We start from the raw sequence: 21,473 nt of genomic DNA on the forward strand, positions 1-21,473 counted from the left end.
CGAAGGCCATGGTGCAGGGCAGGTCTTTGCGCTATGCCTTGGCTTTCGCAGCCGAATTCCTGAAAGAGAGGTCCGGCATGGCCGGGGCCAGAACGAGCCTGACACACCCGCTTCAGATCGCGGAGGTCCGTACTGACCCTGCGCATGGGCGCATCGGAATCACCTTTTGCCCCGGCAAACAGGACAGGGCCGCCGCCACCGGCGCCTGGGCGCGCGATCTGGATCTGGACCTTGACGCGATCGCGGCCTGGGGTGCGCGGATGGTTCTGACACTGGTCGAACCGGCCGAACTGGCCGCGCTGAAGGTGCCCGATCTGGGGGCCGAGGTGCGGCGCCGGGGGCTGGACTGGCGGCATCTGCCGATTGCCGACTACTCGGTGCCAGGCCCGGAATTCGAGGTCGGATGGCAGGACCATGGCCGGGACATCCGCGCGCTGATCCGCGCCGGGGGCAATGTGCTGGTTCATTGCAAGGGCGGGCTGGGCCGGGCGGGGATGATCGCGGCGCGGCTGCTGGTGGAACTGGGGACAGAGCCCGATGCAGCGATCCGCGCGGTGCGCCGTGCCCGGCCCGGCGCGATCGAGACTCCCTCGCAACTTGCACTGGTCCGGCGCACGCGGGCCGTGACCGATCTGGTCGACATAACGACGATGGAGCGGGTCGGCGGGCGGCTGGGCAGCAATCCGGGCGGGATCTGGCAGGATGCCGGGGGGCGGCGGTTCTATGTCAAGGAACTGGAAACGCCTGCGCAGGCGCGCAACGAATACCTCGCCGCGCGGCTCTACCGGCTGGCCGGGGCGCCGATACTGGACTATCTGCCCGCCGCATCGCCCGTGCAGGTCGCGACCGCCCTTGTCGATCTGGACAAGCGGCACATTGCCCGGTTCAGCCCGGAGGAACGAAATCAGGCGCAGCGCTGGCTGGGCGTTCATTCCTGGACGGCGAACTGGGACGCGGCCGGGTTCGAGGGCGACAATCAGGGCGTGGCGGGGGGGCGCGTGCTGACGCTGGATGTCGGGGGTGCGCTTGAATTCCGCGCCTCGGGCGATCCCAAGGGCCGGGCCTTTGGCGACAGCGTGGACGAGATCGACCGGCTGCGCAGCGATCCCGACAACCCCCATGCGCTGCGGCTGTTCGGCGACATGGACGCGGCCGCGATTGCCGATGCCATCGCGGTGGTGACTGCGATCCCCGATGCCGCGATCCGGCAGGCCGTGGAGATTGGCGGCGGGCGCCCGGCGCTGGCCGAACGGCTGATCGCACGCAAGGCGGATCTGGCCCGGCGCGCCCCCTAGCTGCCGCCCCGCGCCAGCGCCAGCAACCCCGGCACCTGCCCGCGAATCGCCGCCGCGATGGCCGGGTCCAGCGCGGCCAGCCAGCGCGCGGGGATCGCCGCCATGCCCCAGGCAGCACCCGCAAGCATGCCCGCAATCGCCCCGGTGGTGTCGGCATCGCCCCCCTGATTGACGGTCGCGATCAGGGTATCCTCGAACCCCTCGGCACTCAGAAAGTGATGCAGGACCGTCTGCACCGTATCGACGATGAAGGGCGAGGATTGGCCGGGATAGGGCGCAAAGCGGAACACGCGGTGGCCGGTGACAAGCGCCTCGGCCTCGGCCTGCACGGCATCGCGGCCCTGCCCGTCCAGTAGCAGATGGACCATGCGCACCAGCGCCAGACAGGCGGCATCTGACAGCGGATGGTGATGCGTGCTGCGGGCCTGTGCCAGCGTCCAGTCCTCGGCCCGCCCGGGATTGCCCAGCGTCGCCAGCGCCACGGGCAGCACGCGCATCGCCGCGCCATTGCCCGCATCGCCCTCGGAATAGCTGCCCGCGACAGAGCCATCGCGCAGGAAACGCCGGATACCGCGGCGGCAGGTATTGCCGACATCGGCGGGGCCGGTGGCAAGCCAGGCGGCAAATTCCTCGCACAGATCGCGCGCGTCTAACCCGCCCGCGCGCAACAGCGACCGGCCCAGCGCCAGCGCCATCTCGGTGTCGTCGGTCACCTGCCCCGGCGCCAGCTTCAGCCAGCCGCCGCCCGTGATCTCGCGGTGAACGCCATGTTGCGCGGCGATCTCGCGTGCGGTCATGAATTCGACGGTGGCGCCCAGCGCATCGCCGATGGCAAGCCCCAGATAGGCCGCAAGCGCGCGGTCCTCGACGTCCGGACGGGACCGCTCAGACATAGTCCACCCTCACCCGGTATTCGCCGCCCAGCGCCAGCACCTCGGCCTCGCCGCGCGGCAGGGTGGCGGGCAGAAGGCCGTTGAAGAACAGCACCTTGGCCAGCGGCACCCGGGCGGTCAGGATGCGGTCGCCGAAACAGTCGGCCACGCTGCGGTCGGTGGTGAAGGACACCAGGTTGTTCAGCCGGACCACCGCCGCGCGCCTGTCGATCCGCTCGACGATCCGGTGTTCGTCAAAGCCGTTCACCCCGCGAAACAGCGTCAGATGGGTCTGGCCCGGAAAGGCAAAGCGCGCGATCGCCCATTGGCAGAACTCGAACAGCAGGTCGAGCTGCACCCAGATTGCGTTGTTGTGAAAGCCGCTGGCCATCTTTTCCTCGACATAGCCCGCCCAGGCCGGATCGGAAAATTGCGCGATGATGCCCTTGTGAAAGGACGGGCAGACGCCGAAGCGGCTTTCGACCCAGCCTTTCAGAACCGCGCCCTCGGGGCCGTTGCTGTCAAAGCTCCAGCCCTGGATCAGCCGCAGGAACGAGGACCGGAACCGCCGCTTGCCCGCCCCCCCGTCACGCTGTTCGTCATCAAGGCCGAACATGGCGATCATGTAGACCAGGAACGCCCCGCCCGCCTCGGCCAGGGTTTCGGCCTTGTCCAGCATGGCGAAAAGGCTGGGGTTCATCTCGCGCACGCCCCAGATATGCAGGGGAGCGGGCGCCTCGTTGAAGGCGCAGCTTGCCAGCCAGTCCGGCGGGCGCCCCACCAGATTGGTCGAATGGCCGAGGCAGCGTTGTCCCGCATCCGTCATCGCGGGCAGGATGCGTCATCGCGGCCGGGCGGGAAAGCCCCATCGGCACCGCACCGGGCGCATCGCGCCTTGTACCCGGGCCGCGCATCTGGTCTTGATGTCAGCCACGGGGCCGCGACGGCAGGCCCCGCATGATCCGCCCGGCAAGGGCGAACGGACAAGACGGAGGAATTCCATGAAAGCGGTCATTCTGGGCAGGGGTGCGTTCGCCGCCCTGGTTGCGGGCGCGATGATGCTGGGCACGGCCTCGGCCGAGACGCTGCGGCTGTCGCACAATGTCGGCGACACTACCACCTGGCACAAGGGCGCCGAGAAGTTCGGCGAACTGATCTCTGGGGCCACCGGCGGCGATATCTCGGTGCGCGTGTTCCCCAATGCCCAGCTTTCGGGCGGCGACCAGATGAAGCAGGCCGAGATGATCGGCCGCGGCGCGCTGGACCTGGTGCTGACCTCGGCGATCAACGTCACGCCGCTGGTGCCCGAGATGGCGGTGTTCTCGCTGCCCTATCTCTATTCCTCCTATGACGAGGTCGACGCGACCACGCAGGGCGCCCCCGGCGAGATGATGGCCGCGATCCTTCTGGAAAAGGGCATCGTCGTGCTGGCCTGGGGCGAGAACGGCTTTCGCGAGATCACAAACAACACCCGCCCGATCACCAGCCCCGACGACATGAAGGGTCTGAACATGCGCGTGGCCGGGCCGATGTATATCGACGTGATGAACGCGCTGGGCGCCAATCCGCAGCAGATGCAATGGTCGGAAACGCTGACCGCGCTGCAACAGGGCGTGGTCGACGGGCAGGAAAACCCGATCGGCGCGGTCATCATCCCGCAGCAGGTCTACGAGATGCAGAAATACCTCACAACCTGGCATTATTCCTATGACCCGATCTTCCTTGGCATCTCGAAGGCCAAATGGGACAGCTACGATGCCGAAATGCAGGACAAGCTGCGGACCGCCGCGACCGAGGCGATGGAATACCAGCGCCAGATCACCCGCGACGGCACCGCCAGCGGCATCGACTTCCTGCGCGAGAAGGGCATGGAGGTCACCGAACTGACGCCCGAGCAACTGGCCGCCTTCCGCGAGGCGACGCAGCCTGCCTTTGACACCTGGGCAGCCAAGGTCGGCCCCGAGATCGTCGAGGCGTTCCGCGCGGCCATCGCGGAAGCGCAGTAACCAGTGAAACGGCGCAGGCCCGCCCGGCGCGGGCCTGCCGCCTGATGCGTCACAGCGGGGAAGCCCGATGCGATTCCTTCTCGACGAGGCGGAAAAGATCGTCTGCGCGGTCCTGTTCCTGGGCATGACCGCCATCGGTTTTGCCAATGTGGTGGTGCGCTACGGCACCAATTATTCGCTGGCCGCGACCGAGGAATTGCTGACCAACGGCTTCCTGCTGCTGACCGTCTTTGGCGCCGCCATCGCCGCGCGGCGGGGGGAACACCTGTCGGTAACGCTGGTCCATGACCTGCTGCCACGTGCCTTGCGCAAGCCGCTTTTCGTGCTGGCCGCCGCGCTGTCGGTGCTGCTGCTTGCGCTGTCGGCCTGGTTTTCCTGGCAGACGCTGACCAACCAGATGGCCAGCGGGATCCGATCCTACGCGCTGGGTCTGCCTGCGTGGTATTACCAGGCGGCGGTGCCCTTCGGGTTCGCGCTGATCCTGATCCGTCATCTGCAACATGCCTGGACAGAGCTGCGCGGCGCGCAGGACGGGGGCCGCGATGCCTGATCTGTTCCCCGGCCTTGGCGCGGGCACCGAAATGGTGATCCTGCTGTTCCTGCTGATGGCGCTGCGGGTGCCCGTGGCCTTTGCGCTGGGCCTGTCGGCGATCCATGCGATGTGGCAGATCGGCTTCGGGCTGGACCTCGTGGGCGACCTGATCGCCGCGGGCGTCACCAAGTTCTCGCTGCTGGCGATCCCCTTCTTCATCCTCGCGGGCACGCTGATGGGCACGACGGGAATCGCCGAACGCATGATCCGGTTCTTCCGCGTGCTGATCGGGTCGACCCCCGGCGGCATGGGGGTTGTCGGCACGGTGGTCTGCCTGTTCTGGGGCGCGGTCAGCGGGTCGGGGCCGGCCTCGGTCGCGGCCATCGGGCCGATGATCGTCAAGGGGATGGAGGAGGACGGCTATTCCCGCGCCTATGCAGCCGGACTGGTCTGCACCGGGGCGGCACTGTCCATCGTGATCCCGCCCTCGATCGGGCTGGTGATCTATGGCGTGATCGCGGAAACCTCGATCTCGCAGTTGTTCATTGCGGCGATCATCCCCGGCCTGTTCATGGGGCTGATGATGCTGGCCACGCTGCCCTTCGCCCGCCGCGAAGGCCCCGCCGGAAGCCCCGCGCTGGACGCGCTGAGCCCGATGCCGCATGCCGGGCTGCCCTATGGCCGTCGGCTCTGGCGCACCTTCCGCGAGGCGTTCTGGGGCCTTCTGACGCCGCTGGTGATCCTTGGCGGCATCTATTCGGGCATCTTCACCCCCACCGAGGCGGCGCTGGTCGCGACCGTCTATGCGCTGGGCGTCGGCGCGCTGGCCTATCGCTCGCTGACGATCCGCGGGCTTTACCAGGCACTGGCCGATGCCGCGGCCTCGTCGGCGGTGGTGATGCTGGTGGTGGCCTATGCGGGGCTGTTCGGCTGGGTGGTCACGGTCGAGGATCTGATCGGCAGCTATTCGGGCGCGCTGCTGGGTCTCAGCGGCAATGAATGGGTGATCCTGCTGGTCGTCATGCTGGTTCTGCTGGTGGCGGGGATGTTCATGGACCCGGTGACGGTGATGTTCATCTCGCTGCCGATCTTCCTGCCCGTGATGCGCGAAATGGGCTGGGATCCGGTCTGGTTCGGGGTGGTGGTGATGGTCAACCTTGCCATCGGGCTGTTCACGCCGCCGGTGGGCATCAACCTCTACGTCGCCGCCAATGTCACGCGCCTGTCGATCGAACGGATCGCACGCGGCGCCCTGCCCTTCCTGATCGCAAGCCTTCTGGGGCTGGCGGTGATTGCCGCCCTGCCCGCCCTTTCGCTGACGCTGGTGGGGATGCTGCGCTAGTCACTCCTTGCGCGTCATCGCGGCGCGCAGGGCATCGCCCAGCGCGCCCCGGCCGGAACTTTCCGGCGCGCGCGCCTCACGCGGCTTGCCCATGGCCTTGGGGCGCGCGGGGCTGGCGGGGCGCGGGTCGGCGGCGGCATCCTTGCGCATCGACAGGCCGATGCGCTTGCGGGGAATGTCGATCTCGACCACGCGCACCTTGACCACATCGCCCGCCTTGACCACCTCGTGCGGGTCGCGCACGAAGCGGTCGGCCAATTGGCTGACATGCACCAGCCCGTCCTGATGCACGCCGATATCGACGAAGGCGCCGAAGGCCGCGACATTGGTCACCGTGCCTTCCAGCATCATGCCGGGTTTCAGATCCTTGATGTCCTCGACCCCGTCGGCAAAGGCGGCGGTGCGGAATTCGGGGCGCGGGTCGCGGCCGGGCTTTTCCAGTTCGGCCAGGATATCGCGCACCGTGGGCAGGCCGAAGCGGTCATCCACGAATTGCTCGGGTTTCAGGCCCTTGAGCGCGGCGCCGTTGCCCATGATCTGACGCAGATCGCGGCCGCAGGCGGCAACGATCCGGCGTGCCACGCCATAGGCTTCGGGGTGGACGGAGGAGGCATCCAGCGGTTCGGCCCCGTCGCGGATGCGCAAAAACCCCGCCGCCTGTTCGAACGCCTTCGGCCCCAGCCCGCCGACCTTGAGGAGCGCCTTGCGCGAGGGAAAGGCGCCATGGGCATCGCGATGCGCGACGATGGCCTGCGCCAGCGACGGACCCAGCCCCGCGACATGGGCCAGCAGCGGCGCCGAGGCGGTGTTCAGATCCACGCCCACCGCGTTCACCGCGTCCTCGACCACGGCCTCCAACGTCTGGGCCAGGCGGCGCTGGTCCACGTCATGCTGATACTGGCCGACGCCGATGGATTTCGGCTCGATCTTGACCAGCTCGGCCAGCGGATCCTGTAGCCGCCGGGCGATGGACACGGCGCCGCGCAAGCTGACGTCCAGATCGGGAAACTCGCGCGCGGCCAGTTCCGAGGCGGAATAGACCGAGGCGCCCGCCTCGGACACCACCACCTTGACCGGGCGCGGCCCGCCCTCGGGCAGAAGCCGCAGCGCCTCGGCCACAAGGCGCTCGGTCTCGCGGCTGGCGGTGCCGTTGCCGATGGCGATCAGCTCGACACCATGGCGGCGCACCAGTTCCAGCACCGTCGCCATGGCCCCGCGCAGATCGTTCCTGGGCTGAAAGGGATAGAGCGTCGCCGTCTCGACCAGCTTGCCGGTCGCATCCACCACCGCGGCCTTGACGCCAGTGCGGATGCCCGGGTCCAGCCCCAGCGTCGGGCGCGCACCCGCAGGCGCGGCCAGCAGCAGGTCGCGCAGGTTGCGGGAAAAGACCGCGATGGCCTCTTCATGGGCGCGGCGGCGCAGCTCGGCCAGAAGGTCCATGTACATCGTCAGGCTCAGCTTGACCCGCCAGGTCCAGCCCGCCGCCTCGCGCAGCCAGGCATCGCCCGGACCATGGCCCGCAATCCCGATCTCGGCCGCGACCATACCCGCGGCGCGGGCGGCCCCGGTTTCGGGATCGGGCGCGATCTCGATGGTGACCACCTCCTCCTTCGAGGCGCGCAGGATCGCCAATGCCCGATGCGCGGGGATCGTGGCCCATTTCTCGCGATGGTCGAAATAATCCGAGAACTTGGCGCCCGCCTCCTCCTTGCCGGGCACGACACGGGCGGCGATGAACGCCTCCTCCTGCATGAAGGCACGCAGCCGGCCCAGCAGCCCGGCATTCTCGGCCAGTTCCTCGGCCAGGATGTCGCGCGCGCCCGCCAGCGCGGTCTTGGTGTCGGGCACGGCGTCCGACAGATAACCCGCGGCCAGCGCCTCGGGCCGGGCCGCGCGGTCGTCGATGATCGCGCGCAACAGCGGTTCCAGCCCGTTTTCGCGGGCGATCATCGCCTTGGTGCGGCGCTTGGGCTTGAAGGGCAGGTAGATGTCTTCGAGCGTGGCCTTGGTCTGGGCGCCTGCGATGGCGCGGGCCAGATCGTCGGTCAGCTTGCCTTGGTCGCGGATCGCGTTCAGGATCGCCGCGCGCCGGGCCTCCATCTCGCGCAGATAGACCAGCCGGTCGGCGAGCGTCCGCAACTGGGTATCGTCCAGCCCGCCCGTCACCTCCTTGCGGTAGCGCGCGACGAAGGGCACGGTCGCGCCGCCATCCAGCAACTCGACCGCGGCCTGAACCTGCGCGGGCGCCGCGGCGATCTCGGTGGCGATGGTGCGGGTGATGCGGTCCTGGGCGGTCGTCGTCACGGCAAGATCCTCGTCTGCGATTGGACGACCTTCCTAGCGGAGGGCGCGGGCCGCGCCAAGCGGCAGCCCGCGCCCTTCCCGTTCAGTCTGCGCCGCGGGCGATGTCCCGAGGTGCGACCTGTCGGCGCTGAAGCAGCCAGACCACCGCCGCCGCGCCCAGACCGATGCCATCGGTCAGCCAGCCGCCGTCGATCATCGCCAGCGCGGCCGCCCCCACGAAGATCCGCAGCACCGGGTTCAGCGCCCCCATGAACCAGCCCTGCACCGCCGCCGACAGCAGGAACACCCCGAAGGCGGCCGAGGCGGTCACATGCACGACCTCGGTCCAGTGCCCCTGCATCAGCAGGGCGGGCGAGGCAAAGATCATGAACGGCACGACAAAGGCCGCCAGCCCGAACTTGAACGCCTCGACGCTGGTCTTCATCGGATCGGATTGCGCGATTGCCGCCCCCGCATAGGCGGCCAGCGCCACGGGCGGCGTGATCGCCGACATCACCGCGAAGTAGAAGATGAAGAAATGCGCCAGCAGCGGCTGGATGCCCATCTGCACCAGCCCCGGCGCGATGACCGAGGCCGCCACGGCATAGGCCGCCGTTGTCGGCATCCCCATCCCGAGGATGATCGCCACGATCATGGCAAAGAACAGCGCGACGATCTGGCTTTGCCCAGCCATCCCCAGCAACAGCCCCGAGAACCGCGTGCCGATGCCGGTCAGCGCGATCACGCCCACGATGATGCCAGCCGCAGCACAGACCGCGATCAGTTGCAGGCTCATCTTGGCGGCCAGTTCAAAGGCGCGCAGGATCGCGACCGGCCCCATGCGATAGGGCGTCAGCCAACTGACCACCGTGGCCGCCGCCATCGCCCAAACGCCCGCGCGGATGACCGAATAGCCCGCGAAGAGCGTGGCGATCAGGATGATGATCGGCAGGAACAGGAACGCCTTGCGCGCCAGCACGTCGAAGCGCGGCAATTCCTCGCGCGGCAGGCCCTTCATGCCGTATTTCCGCGCCGCCAGATCGACGTTGAACAGCACGCAGGCAAAGTAGAGCAGCGCGGGGATGATCGCCGCGATCACGATCTCGGTATAGGGAATGCCCGTGATCTCGGACATGATGAAGGCGCCCGCGCCCATGATCGGCGGCAGGATCTGCCCGCCCGACGAGGCCGCGGCCTCGATCGCGCCGGCGGTGCGCGGCGTGTAGCCCACGCGCTTCATCAAGGGAATGGTCAGCGATCCGGTCGCCACGACATTGCCCGCCGAGGTGCCGTTGATCATGCCCATCAGGCCCGAGCCGAATACCGCCACCTTGGCCGGTCCGCCGCGCAGATGCCCCGCCGCGGCAAAGGCGAAATTGACGAAATACTCGCCCACGCGGCTGGCCTGAAGAAAGGCGGCGAAGGTAACGAACAGGATGATGTAGGTCGAGGAAATCGCCGTGGTCGGGCCCAGGATGCCCTGATCGGTATAGACATAGGTGAAGAAGCGTGTCGCCGAATAGCCGCGATGTTCCAGGATGCCGGGCAGCCATGGCCCGACAAAGGCATAGACCACGAACAGCCCCGCGATCACCACCAACGCCAGCCCGGCCAGCCGCCGCGTCATTTCAAGGATCAGCAACACCCCCGCCGCCGCGGCGAACATGTCCGCCTCCTTGGCCAGCGCGGTGCCCGCGCGCAGCCGCAGGAAGGGCGCGTGGTGGATGATGTAAAGCGCAACCGTGATCGCCGCGACGGCCAGGAAGACATCTGCCAGATCAAGCCGCTCGCGGCTGCGGTCGGGCATGAACCAGCCCAGGCCCACCAGCCAGATCGACCCCAGCAGCAGCGGCCAGCCGAAGGACAGCACCATCGCATCGCGCGCCGCCGCCTGATCGACGACGCCGATGCCGAACTGAAAACCCATCGCCTGAAGGAAGGCCGCCGCGATCGCCGCGGCCCCCGGCGCGATCAGCGCAAGGCGCAGCCTGTTCAGCCCGCGCGGGCCGGGATCCTCGCCGAATGTGGCGGTCGAGAACAGCAGGAACCCGATGGCCAGCCCGCCGCCCACATGGATCAGACGATAGACCCAGGGTTCCAGCGGGTGAATGTAAAGAACACCGACATGAAAGATCGTGTAGCCCGCACAGATCAGCGCCAGCAGGCGGCCCAGAATGAATCCCGGGCGGCGCTGGTTCGACGCATAGGTTTCGGCGTCGACACCCTTGGCGATGTCTGGACCCGCCTCGTCCGCCACAGCGGTCTTCGGATTGGGTTGCATGGCTTTCCCCCCTCGGTCGGCCGGAGCGGTTGCCCGCCTGATCCGCTCAGGTGGTCCGCGCCCTTGGTATTCGTTGAACGGCTTTGCCGACCAACGCCGCGCGCCGGCCGGATCGCGTTTCGCACGCCTGCGCCCGCCCATGCAGGACGGGCGCAGACCCGGATCAGCTTACTTCAGATGGTCGGGAATCTCGATCCCCGCTTCCTCGAAATAGCGCACGGCCCCGGGATGGAACGGCATGAAGGTGTTCTTGTCCCAGTTCTCGAGCAGCGTTTCGCTGGCCGCGGCATGGATTTGCAGCATGCGGTCGTGGTTCTCCATCGCGAGCTTGGTGATCTCGTAGGCCAGGCTCTCGGGCATGTCCGCATGCGCGACGGCAAAGTTCCACAGCGCGACGGTGGGCTGGTCGTAGTCATGGCCCGCATAGGTGCCCGCCGCGATGGTCAGCGGCGCCATGGCCGGATAGGCCTCGAGGATCTTCGGCATCTCGTCCTCGTTGAAACCGAACATCACGACGTCCTGGCTGGCGGCCAGTTCCGCGAAGGCGGAAATCGGAACGCCCGCGGCAAAGGCGAAGGCGTCGATCAGGCGGTCCTGAAGCTGGCCCGCAGCATCGGACGCCCCGGCATTCGAGATCCGGGCATTGACGCCCAGCGCTTCCATGAACAGCGGCCAGTAGGTGCCGGGCGTGCCGCCCGCCGGGCCGACCGAAACCCGCTTGCCGTCCAGATCGGATACCGAAGTGATGCCCGAAGACCGCAGCGCCACGACCTGGAACGGCGTCTGGTACATCGGGAACAGCGCGCGGATCGAACGATGCTCCAGCCCCGGGGCCAGTTCCGACTTGCCCATCCAGGCGTCATAGGCCGGGCCCATGGTCACAAGGCCCATCAGGTGATCGCCGGTTTCCACCAGCGTCACGTTCTGCACCGGGCCGCCGGTCACTTCGCCGGTGGCATTCACGCCGAGCTTTTCGGTGATGAAGCTGGCAAAGCCGTTGCCATAGACGAAATAGGTGCCGCCCTGGCTGGCGGTGCCGATGGTCAGGCTGTTCGGCCAGCCCGCGCGATCCTCGGCGGCGGCGGGCAGGGCAAGCGTGGCGGCAACCGCAAGGGCCGCGATACGGGTCATCAACATTGGGGTCCTCCCATGAACCTGTTGGACATGTCCGGTACGGCAGGCAGCCGCCGCGCCGGATCATCCGCCATCAGCAGGACCGGGCGGGCCATGCGCAACCTTTCAGCACGGGTCGGCGGGCAGAAAACGGGCCGGAAGGCAGCGCAATGTGTGGATTTCGTAACATCGGGCGGCGCTGCATGGGGGGAATTCCCCCCATCGGTCTACTCGTCATCCTCGGCCGCGCCAAAGGCGGCCTTGTCGATGCCGTGCTTCTGCATCTTTTCCCACAGCGTCTTGCGCGACAGGCCCAGCGCCTCGTAGACCGGCCGGATCGCGCCCTTGTGGGCGGCCAGCGCCGCCTCGATCTCGCGCTTTTCAAACGCCGCGACGCGGGCGGCCAGCCGCGAGGGCGGCTCGGCCTCGCCCGGCATCTCGGCAATGCCCAGCCCCAGCGCATAGCGGTCGGCGGCGTTTCTCAGTTCGCGCACATTGCCCGGCCAGTCGCGCGCGGCCACCGCCGCCACCAGCGCGGGCGGGGGCGGCGGCGGCTCGACCCGGTGGCGTTGCGCGGCCTCGGCCACCAGCCGCAGGAACAGCGGCGCCACATCCTCGCGCCGCGCGGCCAGCGGCGGGACGGTCAGCGTGACGACATTCAGCCGGTAGAGCAGATCCGCGCGGAACCGGCCCGCCGCCACCTCGTCCTCCAGGGCCATCCGACTGGTCGCCATGAAACGCAGATCGAGCGGCACCGCCTCGTTCGAGCCGAGCCGCGTGATCTCGCGCCGCTCGATCACATGCAGAAGCGTGCCTTGCGTCTCGATCGGCATCGAGGCGATGTCGTCCAGCAGAACCGTGCCGCCGCGCGCATGTTCCAGCTTGCCCACCCGCGGCCGCAACGCCCCGGCAAAGGCGCCCGCCTCATGGCCGAACAGCTCGCTCTCGATCAGGGTGGGCGGCAGCGCGGCGCAGTCGATGGCGACAAAGGGGCGTTGCGCGCGCAGCGACAGGTCATGCAGCGCGCGCGCGACCAGATCCTTGCCGGTGCCGGTCTCGCCGATGATGAGCACATCCGCCTCGGAGGGGCCGATGGTCCGGATCCGCCGGCGCAGGTCGATCATCGCGGTCGAGCGGCCGACCAGCCGGGCCTCCAGATCGTCGGCCTGCCCGGCTGCGGCGCGCAGCACGCGATTTTCGACCACCAGCCGCCGGTAATCGGCGGCGCGGGCCACGATCTCGGCCAGTTGCGAGGCGGAAAAGGGCTTTTCCACGAAATCATAGGCCCCCTCGCGCATCGCGCGGACGGCAAGCTGGACATCGCCATGGCCGGTCACGAGGATCACGGGAATGTCGCGGTCGATCTCGTGGATGCGGTTCATCAGCGTCAGCCCGTCCATCCCGGGCATGCGGATATCGGTGACGACGACCCCGGGAAAGCCGAAGCTGACCAGATCCAGAACCCGGCCCGCCTCGGCCAGATCCTGTACGGCAAAACCTTCGAGGTCCAGCGCCTGCGCGGTCGAGGCGCGCAGGTCGGGCTCGTCATCCAGCAGAAGGACACGCGCCCCGGTCACGCGGCCTGTACCCCCTCATCCGTGGCATGCCGCAGGTCGATGCGGAACTCGGCGCCGCCGCCTTCGGGATCAACCAGCGTCAGCTCGCCGCCGAAATCCTTGACGATGTTGTAGGAAATCGAGAGCCCCAGCCCCAGCCCGCGGCCAACGCCCTTGGTGGTGAAGAACGGATCGAAGATGCGTTCGCGCAGCGCCTCGGGCACGCCGGGGCCGAAATCGCGCACCCGGATGCGCGCGCCGGTCTCTGTCGGCTCGGCGGTCAGCACGATGCGGCGGTCGGCCCGCCCGTCGACCGCATCCGCGGCATTGGTGATGACATTGACCAGCACCTGTTCCAGCCGCAGCGGGCCACCGGCCACCGCGGGCAGGTCCGGGGCGAGCGTCACCGCCAGTTCCGCGCCCGCCGCGCGCAGCCGCGGCCCGGCAACCTCGGTCGCGGCGCGCACCACCTCGGGCAGGCTGGCCCGGCCCACGCCGCGTTCGGGCGTGCGGGCAAAATTGCGCAGGTCGCGGCCCAGCGCCGCCATGCGGTCGACCAGCCCCACGATCCGCACCGCATTGCCGCGCGCCTCGTCGGTGCGGCCGCGATCAACCAGCGCGGGCAGGTTCTCGGCATAGTTGCGCACGGCGGCCAGCGGCTGGTTGAACTCGTGGCTCAGCGCCGCCGACATCTGGCCCAGCGCCGCCAGCTTGGCCGCCTGGATCAGATCGGCCTGGGCCTGGCGCAGGCTGGCCTCGGCGGCGGCGCGTTCGGCCACCTCGGCGCCCAGCCGCGCGTTCAGGGCGGCCAGTTCGGCCGTGCGCTCGGCCACCCGGCGTTCCAGTTCCGCGCGGACGGCCGCCTGCACCGCAAGCCGCTCGCGCAGCCGCGCGCGCCGTTCCCACAGGGCTGCGGCCAGCGTCAGCATAAGCCCCAGCGCCAGCATGACCGCCAGCGTCAGCACCAGCGCCTGCCGCTTGGCCAGCGCGGTATCCAGCAGCACCGTCACCTTCCAACCTGCTGTCTCCATCCGCTCGCCCAGCGCCAGCATCGGGCGGCCATCGGCCAGCGGGGCAAGCCCGTCCGGCCCCGGCAGGCCGGTCAGCAGCGGTTCGCCGGTGATCGCAAGGCTTGCATAGCGCCGGGTCGCCCGGGTTCGGGCCAGCGCCGCCTCATCGGGCTGGACATAGGGCCGAAACAGCCAGTCGGGCCGCGAGGACAGGAAGATGATGTTCTCGGGATCGGTCACCACGATCTCGTCATCGCCGCCGCGCCAGGTATCCTCGATCGCATCAAGGTCGATCTTGACCACCATCACCCCCGCGATCCGGTCATCCACCCGCACCGGCGCGCCGAAATAATAGCCGCGCTTGCCCGATGTGGTGCCAAGCGCGAAGAACCGCCCCTCGCCGCCCGCCAGCGCCTGCGTGAAATAGGGGCGGAAGGCGAAATTGCCGCCGATGAAGGATGCCGGCTGATCGAAATTCGACGCCGCGCGCGTGATCCCCCCGGGATCCATGAAATAGATGTCCGAGGCCCCCAGCGTCACCGCGATATGGCGCAGCGTCAGATTGGCGGCCGCGATCCGGGCGGCATCGCCGGGATGGGCCGCCAGCGCCCGGATGACGGGTTGTTCCGCGACCAGCCGGGGCAGCCGCTGGAACCGGTCGAGTTGCGCGGCCAGCGTCGAGACCGCCAGCCGCAACGTGGTATCGCCCCGCCGCGCAGTATCGTCCAGAAAGACGCGCTGCGCCTGGGCATGCACGAAGACCCCCGCCAGCAGCACGACCAGAACCCCGGCAAGCGCAAAGGCCCCCAGCGCGGCGCGCTGGCCGCGGGCCGTCGCTGCGGCGATCCGTTCGGGCATGTCGGTCCCGGTCCCTTTCCGCTGTCCAAGACCGGGCGACGCTAGCATGCAGCCCCGGTGCAGGCAAACCCGCCCATGCGACGGCAGCGCACACGAATCCTAGGCGAATCCGCCCGCTTCGCGCATGATCGGGCCATGGCCATCGTCTTCCTCATCATCATCGGCGCGGCAGCCGGGTTCATCGCGACCCGACTGATGCGGCTTGAGGCCGACATTCCGACAACCATGGCCATCGGCATCTTCGGCGCGCTTCTGGGCGGGTTCGTTCTGCGGATGCTGATGGCGCTGACAGGGTTTGCTGCGGGCTTTGTCGGTGCGGTGCTGGGCGCGATGCTGCTGATCTGGCTTTATCGCGTTTACGTTCAGCGGCGCTGAGGCGGCAGGTTCGCCTCGACCCCGAAGCCCGGCGGGATGCCGTCCGCACGACCACCGAGCACCAGATCGGCCATGACCGCGCCGACCATGGGCGCCAGTCCGATGCCGATCTTGAAGCCGCCATTGGCCACGAAATGCCCCGGCCGCCCGGGCCATGGCCCCAGCATCGGCGCGATGGAGCGCGCGCGGGGGCGTACACCGGCCCAACGCTCGATCACCTCGGCCCGTGCCAGCGCCGGGCAGACCGCGCGCGCCCGCGCGATCACGTCGTCGAGCCGCGCATCGGTGGACCAGGGATCGGCGAACTCGCGTTCCGTGGTCGAGCCGACCGCCACCGTCCCGTCATGGTGCGGCACGATCAGAAGCCCCCCGGCATAAAGCTGCGGCACCGCGCCCGCGTCATGGGCCAGGATCGCCGCCTGCCCCTTGACCCCGCTGCCGACGGCATGGCCCAGTTCGGCCGACAGATGCGCAAGGCCCGGATAGCCCGTGGCCCAGATCACCCGCCCCTCGATGGGCCCTTCGGCACCACAGGCGACCTCTCCGCCCAGGGACTGAATGGCCGCGGCCAGCGCCGCACAGGCCGCCCGCGGGGCGATCCGAGCCGACAGCGTGTCGTGGATCAGGAACCCCGAGGGCGAAACCGGCGCGAAGGCGCCCGCCGCCTCGGCCGCGACCACCCGCCATTCGGCCAGACCGCGCCAGAGCGCCCGCGCCTGCGCCGCGCGCGCCTGCGCGCGCTCCAGCGCGGCATCATCGGCGATGGGCTGGAACCGGCCAAGCCGGGCATAGCCCGTCGCCCGGCCTGAAAGCTGCTCGACCCCAGCCCAGAACGCGGGCGCCATGACAAGGCTTTCGAACTGGAACGCCTTCTTGTCGTCCCATGCCTCGGGCACATGGGGCGACAGCGCCCCCACCGGCGTTCCGCTGGCGCCCGCGCCCGGATGCGACCATTCCACGACCCGCACACGGGCGCCACGTTGCGCGCAGGCATAGGCGCAGGCCAGCCCGAACACCCCTGCCCCCATCACCGTCACGTCGACCGTTGCCATTGCCCGCGCCCTTCCCCATGCTCGCGCTTCGGATCACCGGGGGTCTAGGGCAAGTCATGGAGCAAGACCAGAACGCGGACATCTCGTGGACGGCCGAGGGTGTGCCGGTCTCGGCGCGGTTCGACGACCCCTATTTCTCGCTGGGCAACGGGCTGGCCGAGACGCGCCATGTCTTTCTGGCGGGCAACGACCTGCCCGCGCGGTTCCGGCCCGGCTTTCACATTGCGGAACTGGGCTTCGGCACGGGGCTGAACCTGCTGGCCGCGCTGATCGCATGGCGGGCGGCCGGGATCGCCGGGCGGCTCAGGTTCACCAGTTTCGAGGCATTCCCGATGGGCGCGGCCCAGATTGACCGCGCGCTGGCGGCCTTCCCCGAGGCCCATGCGGTCGCCGGGCCGCTGCTGAGCGCCTGGGCGCAGGGCGCACGGACGATCCGCACCGACGATCTGGAGGCCGAGATCGTGATCGGCGACGCGCGCGCGACCCTGCCGCGCTGGGCAGGCCGGGCCGATGCCTGGTTTCTCGACGGCTTTGCGCCCGCGAAGAACCCCGAGCTTTGGGCGCCCGAATTGCTGACCGAGGTCGCCGCCCATACCGCACCGGGGGGCACGGCGGCGACCTACAGCGCGGCAGGCGCGGTGCGGCGCGCGCTGGCCGAGGCGGGGTTTGCCGTGGACCGCCGCCCGGGCTTTGGCCGCAAGCGCCACATGACGGCCGCAAGGCGCCCGGCGTGACCGAGCAGAACACCCGCCTCGGGATCCTGCTGATGGTCGCGACGACCTTTGTCTTTGCGATGCAGGACGGGCTGTCGCGCCATCTGGCCGGGGAATACAACGTGCTGATGGTGGTGATGATCCGCTACTGGTTCTTCGCCGCCTTCGTGATCGCCATCGCCGCGCGCAAGGCCGGCGGCATCCGCGCCGCCGCAGCGACACGGCGGCCGCTGGTGCAGGCCTTCCGCGGACTGCTGCTGGCGGCCGAGATCTGCGTGATGGTGGCGGGCTTCGTGCTTCTGGGGCTGGTCGAGAGCCACGCGGTCTTTACCTGCTATCCGCTGCTGGTCGCGGCCTTGTCGGGGCCGGTGCTGGGCGAACGGGTCGGTTGGCGGCGCTGGGCGGCCATCGGGGTGGGGTTCGTGGGCGTTCTGGTGATCCTGCAACCGGGCTTCCGGGTCTTCTCGCCCGCCGCGCTGATCCCGCTGGCCGCGGCCTTCATGTTCGCGCTTTACGGGCTGCTGACCCGGCTGGTCGCGCATACCGACAGCGCGGCGACCAGCTTCTTCTGGACCGGCACGATGGGCGCGGTCGCGATGACGGCGGTGGGTATCTGGTTCTGGGAACCGATGGCCCCACGCGACTGGGGCTTCATGGCGGCGCTCTGCGTCACCGGAGCGGGCGCGCATTTCCTGCTGATCAAGGCCTATGAGGTGGCCGAGGCCAGCGCGGTCCAGCCCTTTGCCTATCTGCAACTGGTCTTTGCCGCCGCGCTGGGCATCACCGTCTTCGACGAGACGCTGGCCCCCAATGTCGTGCTGGGCGCGGCCATCGTGGTGGCGGCGGGGCTGTTCACGCTCTGGCGCGAACGCCAGCGCGCCTGACAGCCCCGCGCCCGGTCAGCGCGCCTTCAGCTCCTGCGACAGCCGGATCGGTTCGGTCCGGCCCGACAGCCGCGCGCGGTAGACCGGCAGCGATTCCGTGACCCGCATCACGTAGTTGCGCGTCTCGCGGAACGGGATCAGCTCGATCCAGTCCACCACATCCACCCCCGCCGAGCGCGGATCACCATATTCGGTGACCCAGGCCCGGGCGCGGTTCGGCCCGGCATTGTAGGCCGCCGCGACCAGCACCGGGTTGGGGCCGAACGTCTCGACCAGATGGGCCAGATAGGCAGAGCCCAGCCGCGCGTTATAGGCCGGATCCGAGGTCAGCGCCCGGCTGGAATAGGTCATGCCCAGCCGCCCGGCCATCGCCTCGGCGGTGCCGGGCATGACCTGCATCAGCCCGCGCGCCCCGGCCGGGCTGACGGCAGCCGGGTCGAACTCGCTTTCGCGCCGCGCGATCGCCTTGACCAGTTCGGTCGGCACCGGATGGCGTGCCCGCGCCAGATCGGTGACAGGGAAATAGGCCGCCATCATCACATTGCCCTGCCCCGCCGCCACCTTGGCGATCCTAAGCGCCACGTGATGTTCGCCCAGCCGCAGCGCCAGCCCGGCCAACTGGCGCTGGCCCTTGGGACCGGCGGTTTCGGCCAGATGGGTCAGGAACATCTCTGTCAGCGCGCGCTCGCCCGCCTCGTGGAACAGAAGCGCCGCACGCAGAACCGAACCATTCGCCCAGGGCGCATCGCGCCAGTCGGGATAGGTCTCGCTGCCGACCAGCGCCGGGTCCATCGCCAGGCCCGCCCGCTCGGCGGCGAGCAGCCCGTAATAGGTGGTCTGGTGCGCCCCCGCCTTGGAATACGCGGCCTTCGCCTCTTGCGGCCGGCCCATCGCCTCGAGCGCGCGGCCCTGCCAGTAGCCCGCGCGCGACAGGCTGATCGGGGACTCGACCCCGGTTTCAAGGGTGCGGAAATGGCCCAGCGCGGCGTCGGGCTTGTTCAGGAACCTCAGCGCGATGAAACCCGCAAGAAATTCCAGATCGGCGAAATCCGCGCCGCCGCCCAGATGATGGCGCGCGGCCATCCGGTAGGCGCGCGCCGGATCGCCTTCGCGCAACAATTGCCGCACAAAGGCACGCCGCGCCCCCGCCCATTCCCCGGGCTTTCCCAGCGCCGCGGCCGAGGCGCTGCGCTCCTCGATCAACGCCATCGCATCGGCAGTGCGTTCCTTGCGCTGGCGCCAGCCGAAGCGTTCATGGGCAAGCCCCGGATCGTTGACCAGCGCCGCGGGCACCCGCGCGATCAGCGTATCGACCCCGGGCGCATCCTCGCGCAGCGCGATCCTTGCCTCGGCCAGCGCCTGCCAGCCCGCGGGCACCAGCGGCAGCATCCGCCGGGCCGAGACGAAATGCCCCTGCCAGAGCATCTCGTCCAGCCGCGCGACATGGTGTTCGGCCAGATGATCGCGGAACCGCGCCAGCAGCGCCTCCTGCGCGGCTTCGGACAGCGGCAGCGTGCGCCAGGCGCGCAGCGCCAATGCGCGGGCCTCGGCCATCTCGCCGCGCGCGACATGCGCCTGCACCAGCCGCAGCGCGCCCGCGCCGGTCGTGGGCGCGGCACCGCGGAAATAGGCGATCACCCGGTCGGGATGGGCATCGGCGGGAATCTTGGCCTCGCCCTCGGCGCGCAGCCGGGCCAGACCCGGCCAGTCGGGATTGCGCGCGATGAAATCGAGGTAATCGGCAAACTCCCCCTGCCCGGCCCTGAGCCAGCGCCAGGTGACGATATCGCGCGCGACGGGGCCCGCGGGTGCGGCCTGTGCCCAGGCGGCCTCCCAGCGGTCGGCGCGGACCTCGGTCATGGCCCGGGCCAGCGGCGAGGCGGCGCTGGTCACGGTCGGGGCGGCAAGGGCGATCAGAAGGCAAAGGGCGGTCAGGCGCATCGGGGTGCTGGACTTCTCGGGGTTCGGGGGAAAGGTGTCACGGCGCGATCTCAAGCTGCAATTCACAAACTTGGCAAGCCCTCCGTCGCGCTATAGGGTCCGCCGCGCCATGCCGGGCACGACTCGCCCGCAAAGGCCAACCACGGACATTCACGAAAACAAGAGGAGCGTGTCATGATTAAAGGGTCCCTTCCTGCCCTGGTGACGCCGTTCAAGAACGGCGCGCTGGATCTCGACACGCTCAAACGGCTGGTCGAATGGCATCTCGACGAGGGCAGCCATGGATTCGTGCCGGTCGGCACCACCGGCGAAAGCCCGACGCTGTCGCATTCCGAGCATGAACAGGTGATCGAGGCGGTGGTTCAGGCCGTCGATGGCCGCGCGCCGGTGATCGCCGGGGCCGGATCGAACAACACGCTCGAGGCGATCCGCTTCCTGCAACATGCAGAGCGCGTGGGCGCGAACGCCGCGCTGGTGGTCACGCCCTATTACAACAAGCCGACCCAGGCGGGCATGATCGCGCATTTCACCGCGCTGCACGACTGCTGCACGCTGCCGATCATCATCTACAACATTCCCGGCCGGTCGGCCGTCGACATGCTGCCCGAGACGATGGGCGAACTGGCGAAACTGCCGCGCATCATCGGGGTCAAGGATGCCACCGGCGATCTGTCGCGCGTGCCGAAGCAGCGGATGACCTGCGGACCGGATTTCCTGCAATTGTCGGGCGAGGATGCCACGGCGCTGGGCTTCAACGCGCATGGCGGGCGGGGCTGCATCTCGGTCACGGCGAATGTGGCGCCCCGGCTCTGCGCCGAGTTCCAGGCGGCGACGCTGGCGGGCGATTATGGCAAGGCGCTGGAGATCCAGGACCGGCTGATGCCGCTGCATGTCGCGATATTCCTGGAACCCGGCGTCGCGGGGGCGAAATACGCGCTGTCGCGGCTTGGCAAGTGCGAGAACGAGGTCCGCTCGCCGCTTCTGGGCGTGACCGAGGCCACCGCCGCCCGGATCGACGCGGCGATGCGCCATGCCGGGCTTCTGAACTGACCATGACGGGCGGGCTGCGTCCGGGCGAGGGCGCGCTTGAGGGCGCGCCCGACCCCGACGGCCCGCGCCTGCGCCTGATCGGGCGCATCCGCACCCCCTGGGGGCCCGGGGACTGCCCGAAGAACATCCCCCGGGCGCGCGAAACGGGGCGCGGCGCGACCGTCGAGCTTGACCCGCTTTTCGCGCCCGCGCTGTCGGGGCTGACGGTCGGGCAGCCGGTGATCCTGCTTTACCCCGGCTTATTCGTCCAATTCGGCCGGAAAAGTTGCGTGCGCCTGAAAGCGCTGTAGTTTCAAGCTGCTAGACCAGA

18 protein-coding genes are annotated in these 21,473 nt (G+C 69.1%); 9 read left to right on the plus strand and 9 right to left on the minus strand.

Annotation, left to right across the window (positions count from 1 at the left end):
• Positions 1 to 38 precede the first annotated feature (38 nt).
• Positions 39 to 1,295 carry a cyclin-dependent kinase inhibitor 3 family protein gene (locus GH815_RS19205; RefSeq protein WP_246176406.1) on the plus strand — a complete coding sequence of 419 codons (1,257 nt, stop codon included), beginning with the start codon at positions 39 to 41 and terminating at the stop codon, positions 1,293 to 1,295.
• On the opposite strand, the gene draG is transcribed toward GH815_RS19205, so the two are convergent.
• Together draG and GH815_RS12005 are read right to left on the minus strand one after the other, a co-directional pair.
• Positions 1,292 to 2,188: an ADP-ribosyl-[dinitrogen reductase] hydrolase gene (gene draG / locus GH815_RS12000; protein WP_153749014.1), complete on the minus strand. Its 897-nt coding sequence runs from the start codon at positions 2,186 to 2,188 to the stop codon at positions 1,292 to 1,294. The two genes, GH815_RS19205 and draG, sit on opposite strands and share 4 nt — an antisense overlap.
• Positions 2,181 to 2,993, minus strand: coding sequence for an NAD(+)--dinitrogen-reductase ADP-D-ribosyltransferase (locus GH815_RS12005; protein ID WP_153749015.1), 813 nt, complete (start codon positions 2,991 to 2,993; stop codon positions 2,181 to 2,183). Before GH815_RS12005 ends, draG begins: the two co-directional genes overlap by 8 nt.
• Positions 2,994 to 3,168: 175 nt before the next feature.
• On the opposite strand from GH815_RS12005, the gene GH815_RS12010 reads away from it, so the two are divergent.
• The 3 genes from GH815_RS12010 (at position 3,169) to GH815_RS12020 (ending at position 6,047) form a co-directional block, all read left to right on the plus strand.
• A complete protein-coding gene (locus GH815_RS12010) occupies positions 3,169 to 4,173 on the plus strand; it encodes a DctP family TRAP transporter solute-binding subunit (protein WP_153749016.1) in 1,005 nt (334 codons plus the stop codon).
• A 67-nt stretch (positions 4,174 to 4,240) separates the two neighbouring features.
• Positions 4,241 to 4,723, plus strand: a complete 483-nt coding sequence (locus GH815_RS12015) for a TRAP transporter small permease (RefSeq protein ID WP_153749017.1) — start codon at positions 4,241 to 4,243, stop codon at positions 4,721 to 4,723.
• Positions 4,716 to 6,047 (plus strand): TRAP transporter large permease, encoded by a 1,332-nt coding sequence (locus tag GH815_RS12020; protein ID WP_153749018.1) that lies wholly within the window; start codon positions 4,716 to 4,718, stop codon positions 6,045 to 6,047. The genes GH815_RS12015 and GH815_RS12020 overlap by 8 nt, the downstream gene beginning before the upstream one ends.
• Here GH815_RS12020 and GH815_RS12025 read toward each other — a convergent pair whose 3' ends face one another.
• From GH815_RS12025 to GH815_RS12045, 5 genes are all read right to left on the minus strand, one after another.
• Positions 6,048 to 8,351: a Tex family protein gene (locus GH815_RS12025; protein ID WP_343030821.1), complete on the minus strand. Its 2,304-nt coding sequence runs from the start codon at positions 8,349 to 8,351 to the stop codon at positions 6,048 to 6,050.
• Between the two features lie 82 nt (positions 8,352 to 8,433).
• Positions 8,434 to 10,611, minus strand: coding sequence for a TRAP transporter permease (locus GH815_RS12030; RefSeq protein ID WP_153749019.1), 2,178 nt, complete (start codon positions 10,609 to 10,611; stop codon positions 8,434 to 8,436).
• Between the two features lie 168 nt (positions 10,612 to 10,779).
• Positions 10,780 to 11,742: a TAXI family TRAP transporter solute-binding subunit gene (locus tag GH815_RS12035; RefSeq protein ID WP_343030823.1), complete on the minus strand. Its 963-nt coding sequence runs from the start codon at positions 11,740 to 11,742 to the stop codon at positions 10,780 to 10,782.
• Positions 11,743 to 11,951: 209 nt separating this feature from the next.
• On the minus strand, positions 11,952 to 13,301 hold the full coding sequence (locus tag GH815_RS12040; RefSeq protein WP_343030824.1) for a sigma-54-dependent transcriptional regulator: 1,350 nt from the start codon (positions 13,299 to 13,301) through the stop codon (positions 11,952 to 11,954).
• Positions 13,298 to 15,148, minus strand: a complete 1,851-nt coding sequence (locus GH815_RS12045; protein WP_153749021.1) for a sensor histidine kinase — start codon at positions 15,146 to 15,148, stop codon at positions 13,298 to 13,300. The genes GH815_RS12040 and GH815_RS12045 overlap by 4 nt, the downstream gene beginning before the upstream one ends.
• 135 nt (positions 15,149 to 15,283) lie before the next feature.
• Here GH815_RS12045 and GH815_RS12050 point away from each other — a divergent pair, with 135 nt between their 5' ends.
• Positions 15,284 to 15,523, plus strand: a complete 240-nt coding sequence (locus GH815_RS12050; RefSeq protein ID WP_153749022.1) for a GlsB/YeaQ/YmgE family stress response membrane protein — start codon at positions 15,284 to 15,286, stop codon at positions 15,521 to 15,523.
• Here the strand turns inward: GH815_RS12050 and GH815_RS12055 are convergent.
• A complete protein-coding gene (locus GH815_RS12055; RefSeq protein WP_153749023.1) occupies positions 15,511 to 16,575 on the minus strand; it encodes an NAD(P)/FAD-dependent oxidoreductase in 1,065 nt (354 codons plus the stop codon). The genes GH815_RS12050 and GH815_RS12055 overlap by 13 nt on opposite strands.
• Before the next feature lie 56 nt (positions 16,576 to 16,631).
• Between GH815_RS12055 and mnmD the strand changes: the two genes are divergently transcribed.
• Entirely contained in the window at positions 16,632 to 17,309 is a 678-nt protein-coding gene (mnmD, locus tag GH815_RS12060) for a tRNA (5-methylaminomethyl-2-thiouridine)(34)-methyltransferase MnmD (RefSeq protein WP_246176407.1), read from the plus strand.
• Entirely contained in the window at positions 17,306 to 18,172 is an 867-nt protein-coding gene (locus GH815_RS12065) for a DMT family transporter (RefSeq protein ID WP_343030825.1), read from the plus strand. Before mnmD ends, GH815_RS12065 begins: the two co-directional genes overlap by 4 nt.
• Positions 18,173 to 18,187: 15 nt before the next feature.
• On the opposite strand, the gene GH815_RS12070 is transcribed toward GH815_RS12065, so the two are convergent.
• Positions 18,188 to 20,113 carry a lytic transglycosylase domain-containing protein gene (locus GH815_RS12070; RefSeq protein ID WP_153749025.1) on the minus strand — a complete coding sequence of 642 codons (1,926 nt, stop codon included), beginning with the start codon at positions 20,111 to 20,113 and terminating at the stop codon, positions 18,188 to 18,190.
• 174 nt (positions 20,114 to 20,287) lie between these two features.
• On the opposite strand from GH815_RS12070, the gene dapA reads away from it, so the two are divergent.
• Positions 20,288 to 21,163, plus strand: coding sequence for a 4-hydroxy-tetrahydrodipicolinate synthase (gene dapA / locus GH815_RS12075; protein WP_153749026.1), 876 nt, complete (start codon positions 20,288 to 20,290; stop codon positions 21,161 to 21,163).
• 2 nt (positions 21,164 to 21,165) lie between these two features.
• Positions 21,166 to 21,453 carry a hypothetical protein gene (locus tag GH815_RS12080; RefSeq protein WP_153749027.1) on the plus strand — a complete coding sequence of 96 codons (288 nt, stop codon included), beginning with the start codon at positions 21,166 to 21,168 and terminating at the stop codon, positions 21,451 to 21,453.
• The last annotated feature ends 20 nt before the right edge of the window (positions 21,454 to 21,473 follow it).

It is taken from the genome of Rhodovulum strictum, assembly GCF_009649175.1.
Classification (GTDB): domain Bacteria; phylum Pseudomonadota; class Alphaproteobacteria; order Rhodobacterales; family Rhodobacteraceae; genus Rhodovulum; species Rhodovulum strictum.

Bases quoted from the DNA above. Each gene is read 5' to 3' on its own strand.
- GH815_RS12030 (WP_153749019.1), bottom strand. From the start codon at position 10,611: ATGCAACCCAATCCGAAGACCGCTGTGGCGGACGAGGCGGGTCCAGAC.
- GH815_RS12020 (WP_153749018.1), top strand. From the start codon at position 4,716: ATGCCTGATCTGTTCCCCGGCCTTGGCGCGGGCACCGAAATGGTGATC.
- GH815_RS12050 (WP_153749022.1), top strand. From the start codon at position 15,284: ATGGCCATCGTCTTCCTCATCATCATCGGCGCGGCAGCCGGGTTCATC.
- dapA (WP_153749026.1), top strand. From the start codon at position 20,288: ATGATTAAAGGGTCCCTTCCTGCCCTGGTGACGCCGTTCAAGAACGGC.
- GH815_RS12080 (WP_153749027.1), top strand. From the start codon at position 21,166: ATGACGGGCGGGCTGCGTCCGGGCGAGGGCGCGCTTGAGGGCGCGCCC.
- GH815_RS12010 (WP_153749016.1), top strand. From the start codon at position 3,169: ATGAAAGCGGTCATTCTGGGCAGGGGTGCGTTCGCCGCCCTGGTTGCG.
- GH815_RS12070 (WP_153749025.1), bottom strand. From the start codon at position 20,113: ATGCGCCTGACCGCCCTTTGCCTTCTGATCGCCCTTGCCGCCCCGACC.
- GH815_RS12015 (WP_153749017.1), top strand. From the start codon at position 4,241: ATGCGATTCCTTCTCGACGAGGCGGAAAAGATCGTCTGCGCGGTCCTG.
- GH815_RS12055 (WP_153749023.1), bottom strand. From the start codon at position 16,575: ATGGCAACGGTCGACGTGACGGTGATGGGGGCAGGGGTGTTCGGGCTG.
- mnmD (WP_246176407.1), top strand. From the start codon at position 16,632: ATGGAGCAAGACCAGAACGCGGACATCTCGTGGACGGCCGAGGGTGTG.
- GH815_RS12045 (WP_153749021.1), bottom strand. From the start codon at position 15,148: ATGCCCGAACGGATCGCCGCAGCGACGGCCCGCGGCCAGCGCGCCGCG.
- GH815_RS12035 (WP_343030823.1), bottom strand. From the start codon at position 11,742: ATGACCCGTATCGCGGCCCTTGCGGTTGCCGCCACGCTTGCCCTGCCC.
- draG (WP_153749014.1), bottom strand. From the start codon at position 2,188: ATGTCTGAGCGGTCCCGTCCGGACGTCGAGGACCGCGCGCTTGCGGCC.
- GH815_RS12005 (WP_153749015.1), bottom strand. From the start codon at position 2,993: ATGACGGATGCGGGACAACGCTGCCTCGGCCATTCGACCAATCTGGTG.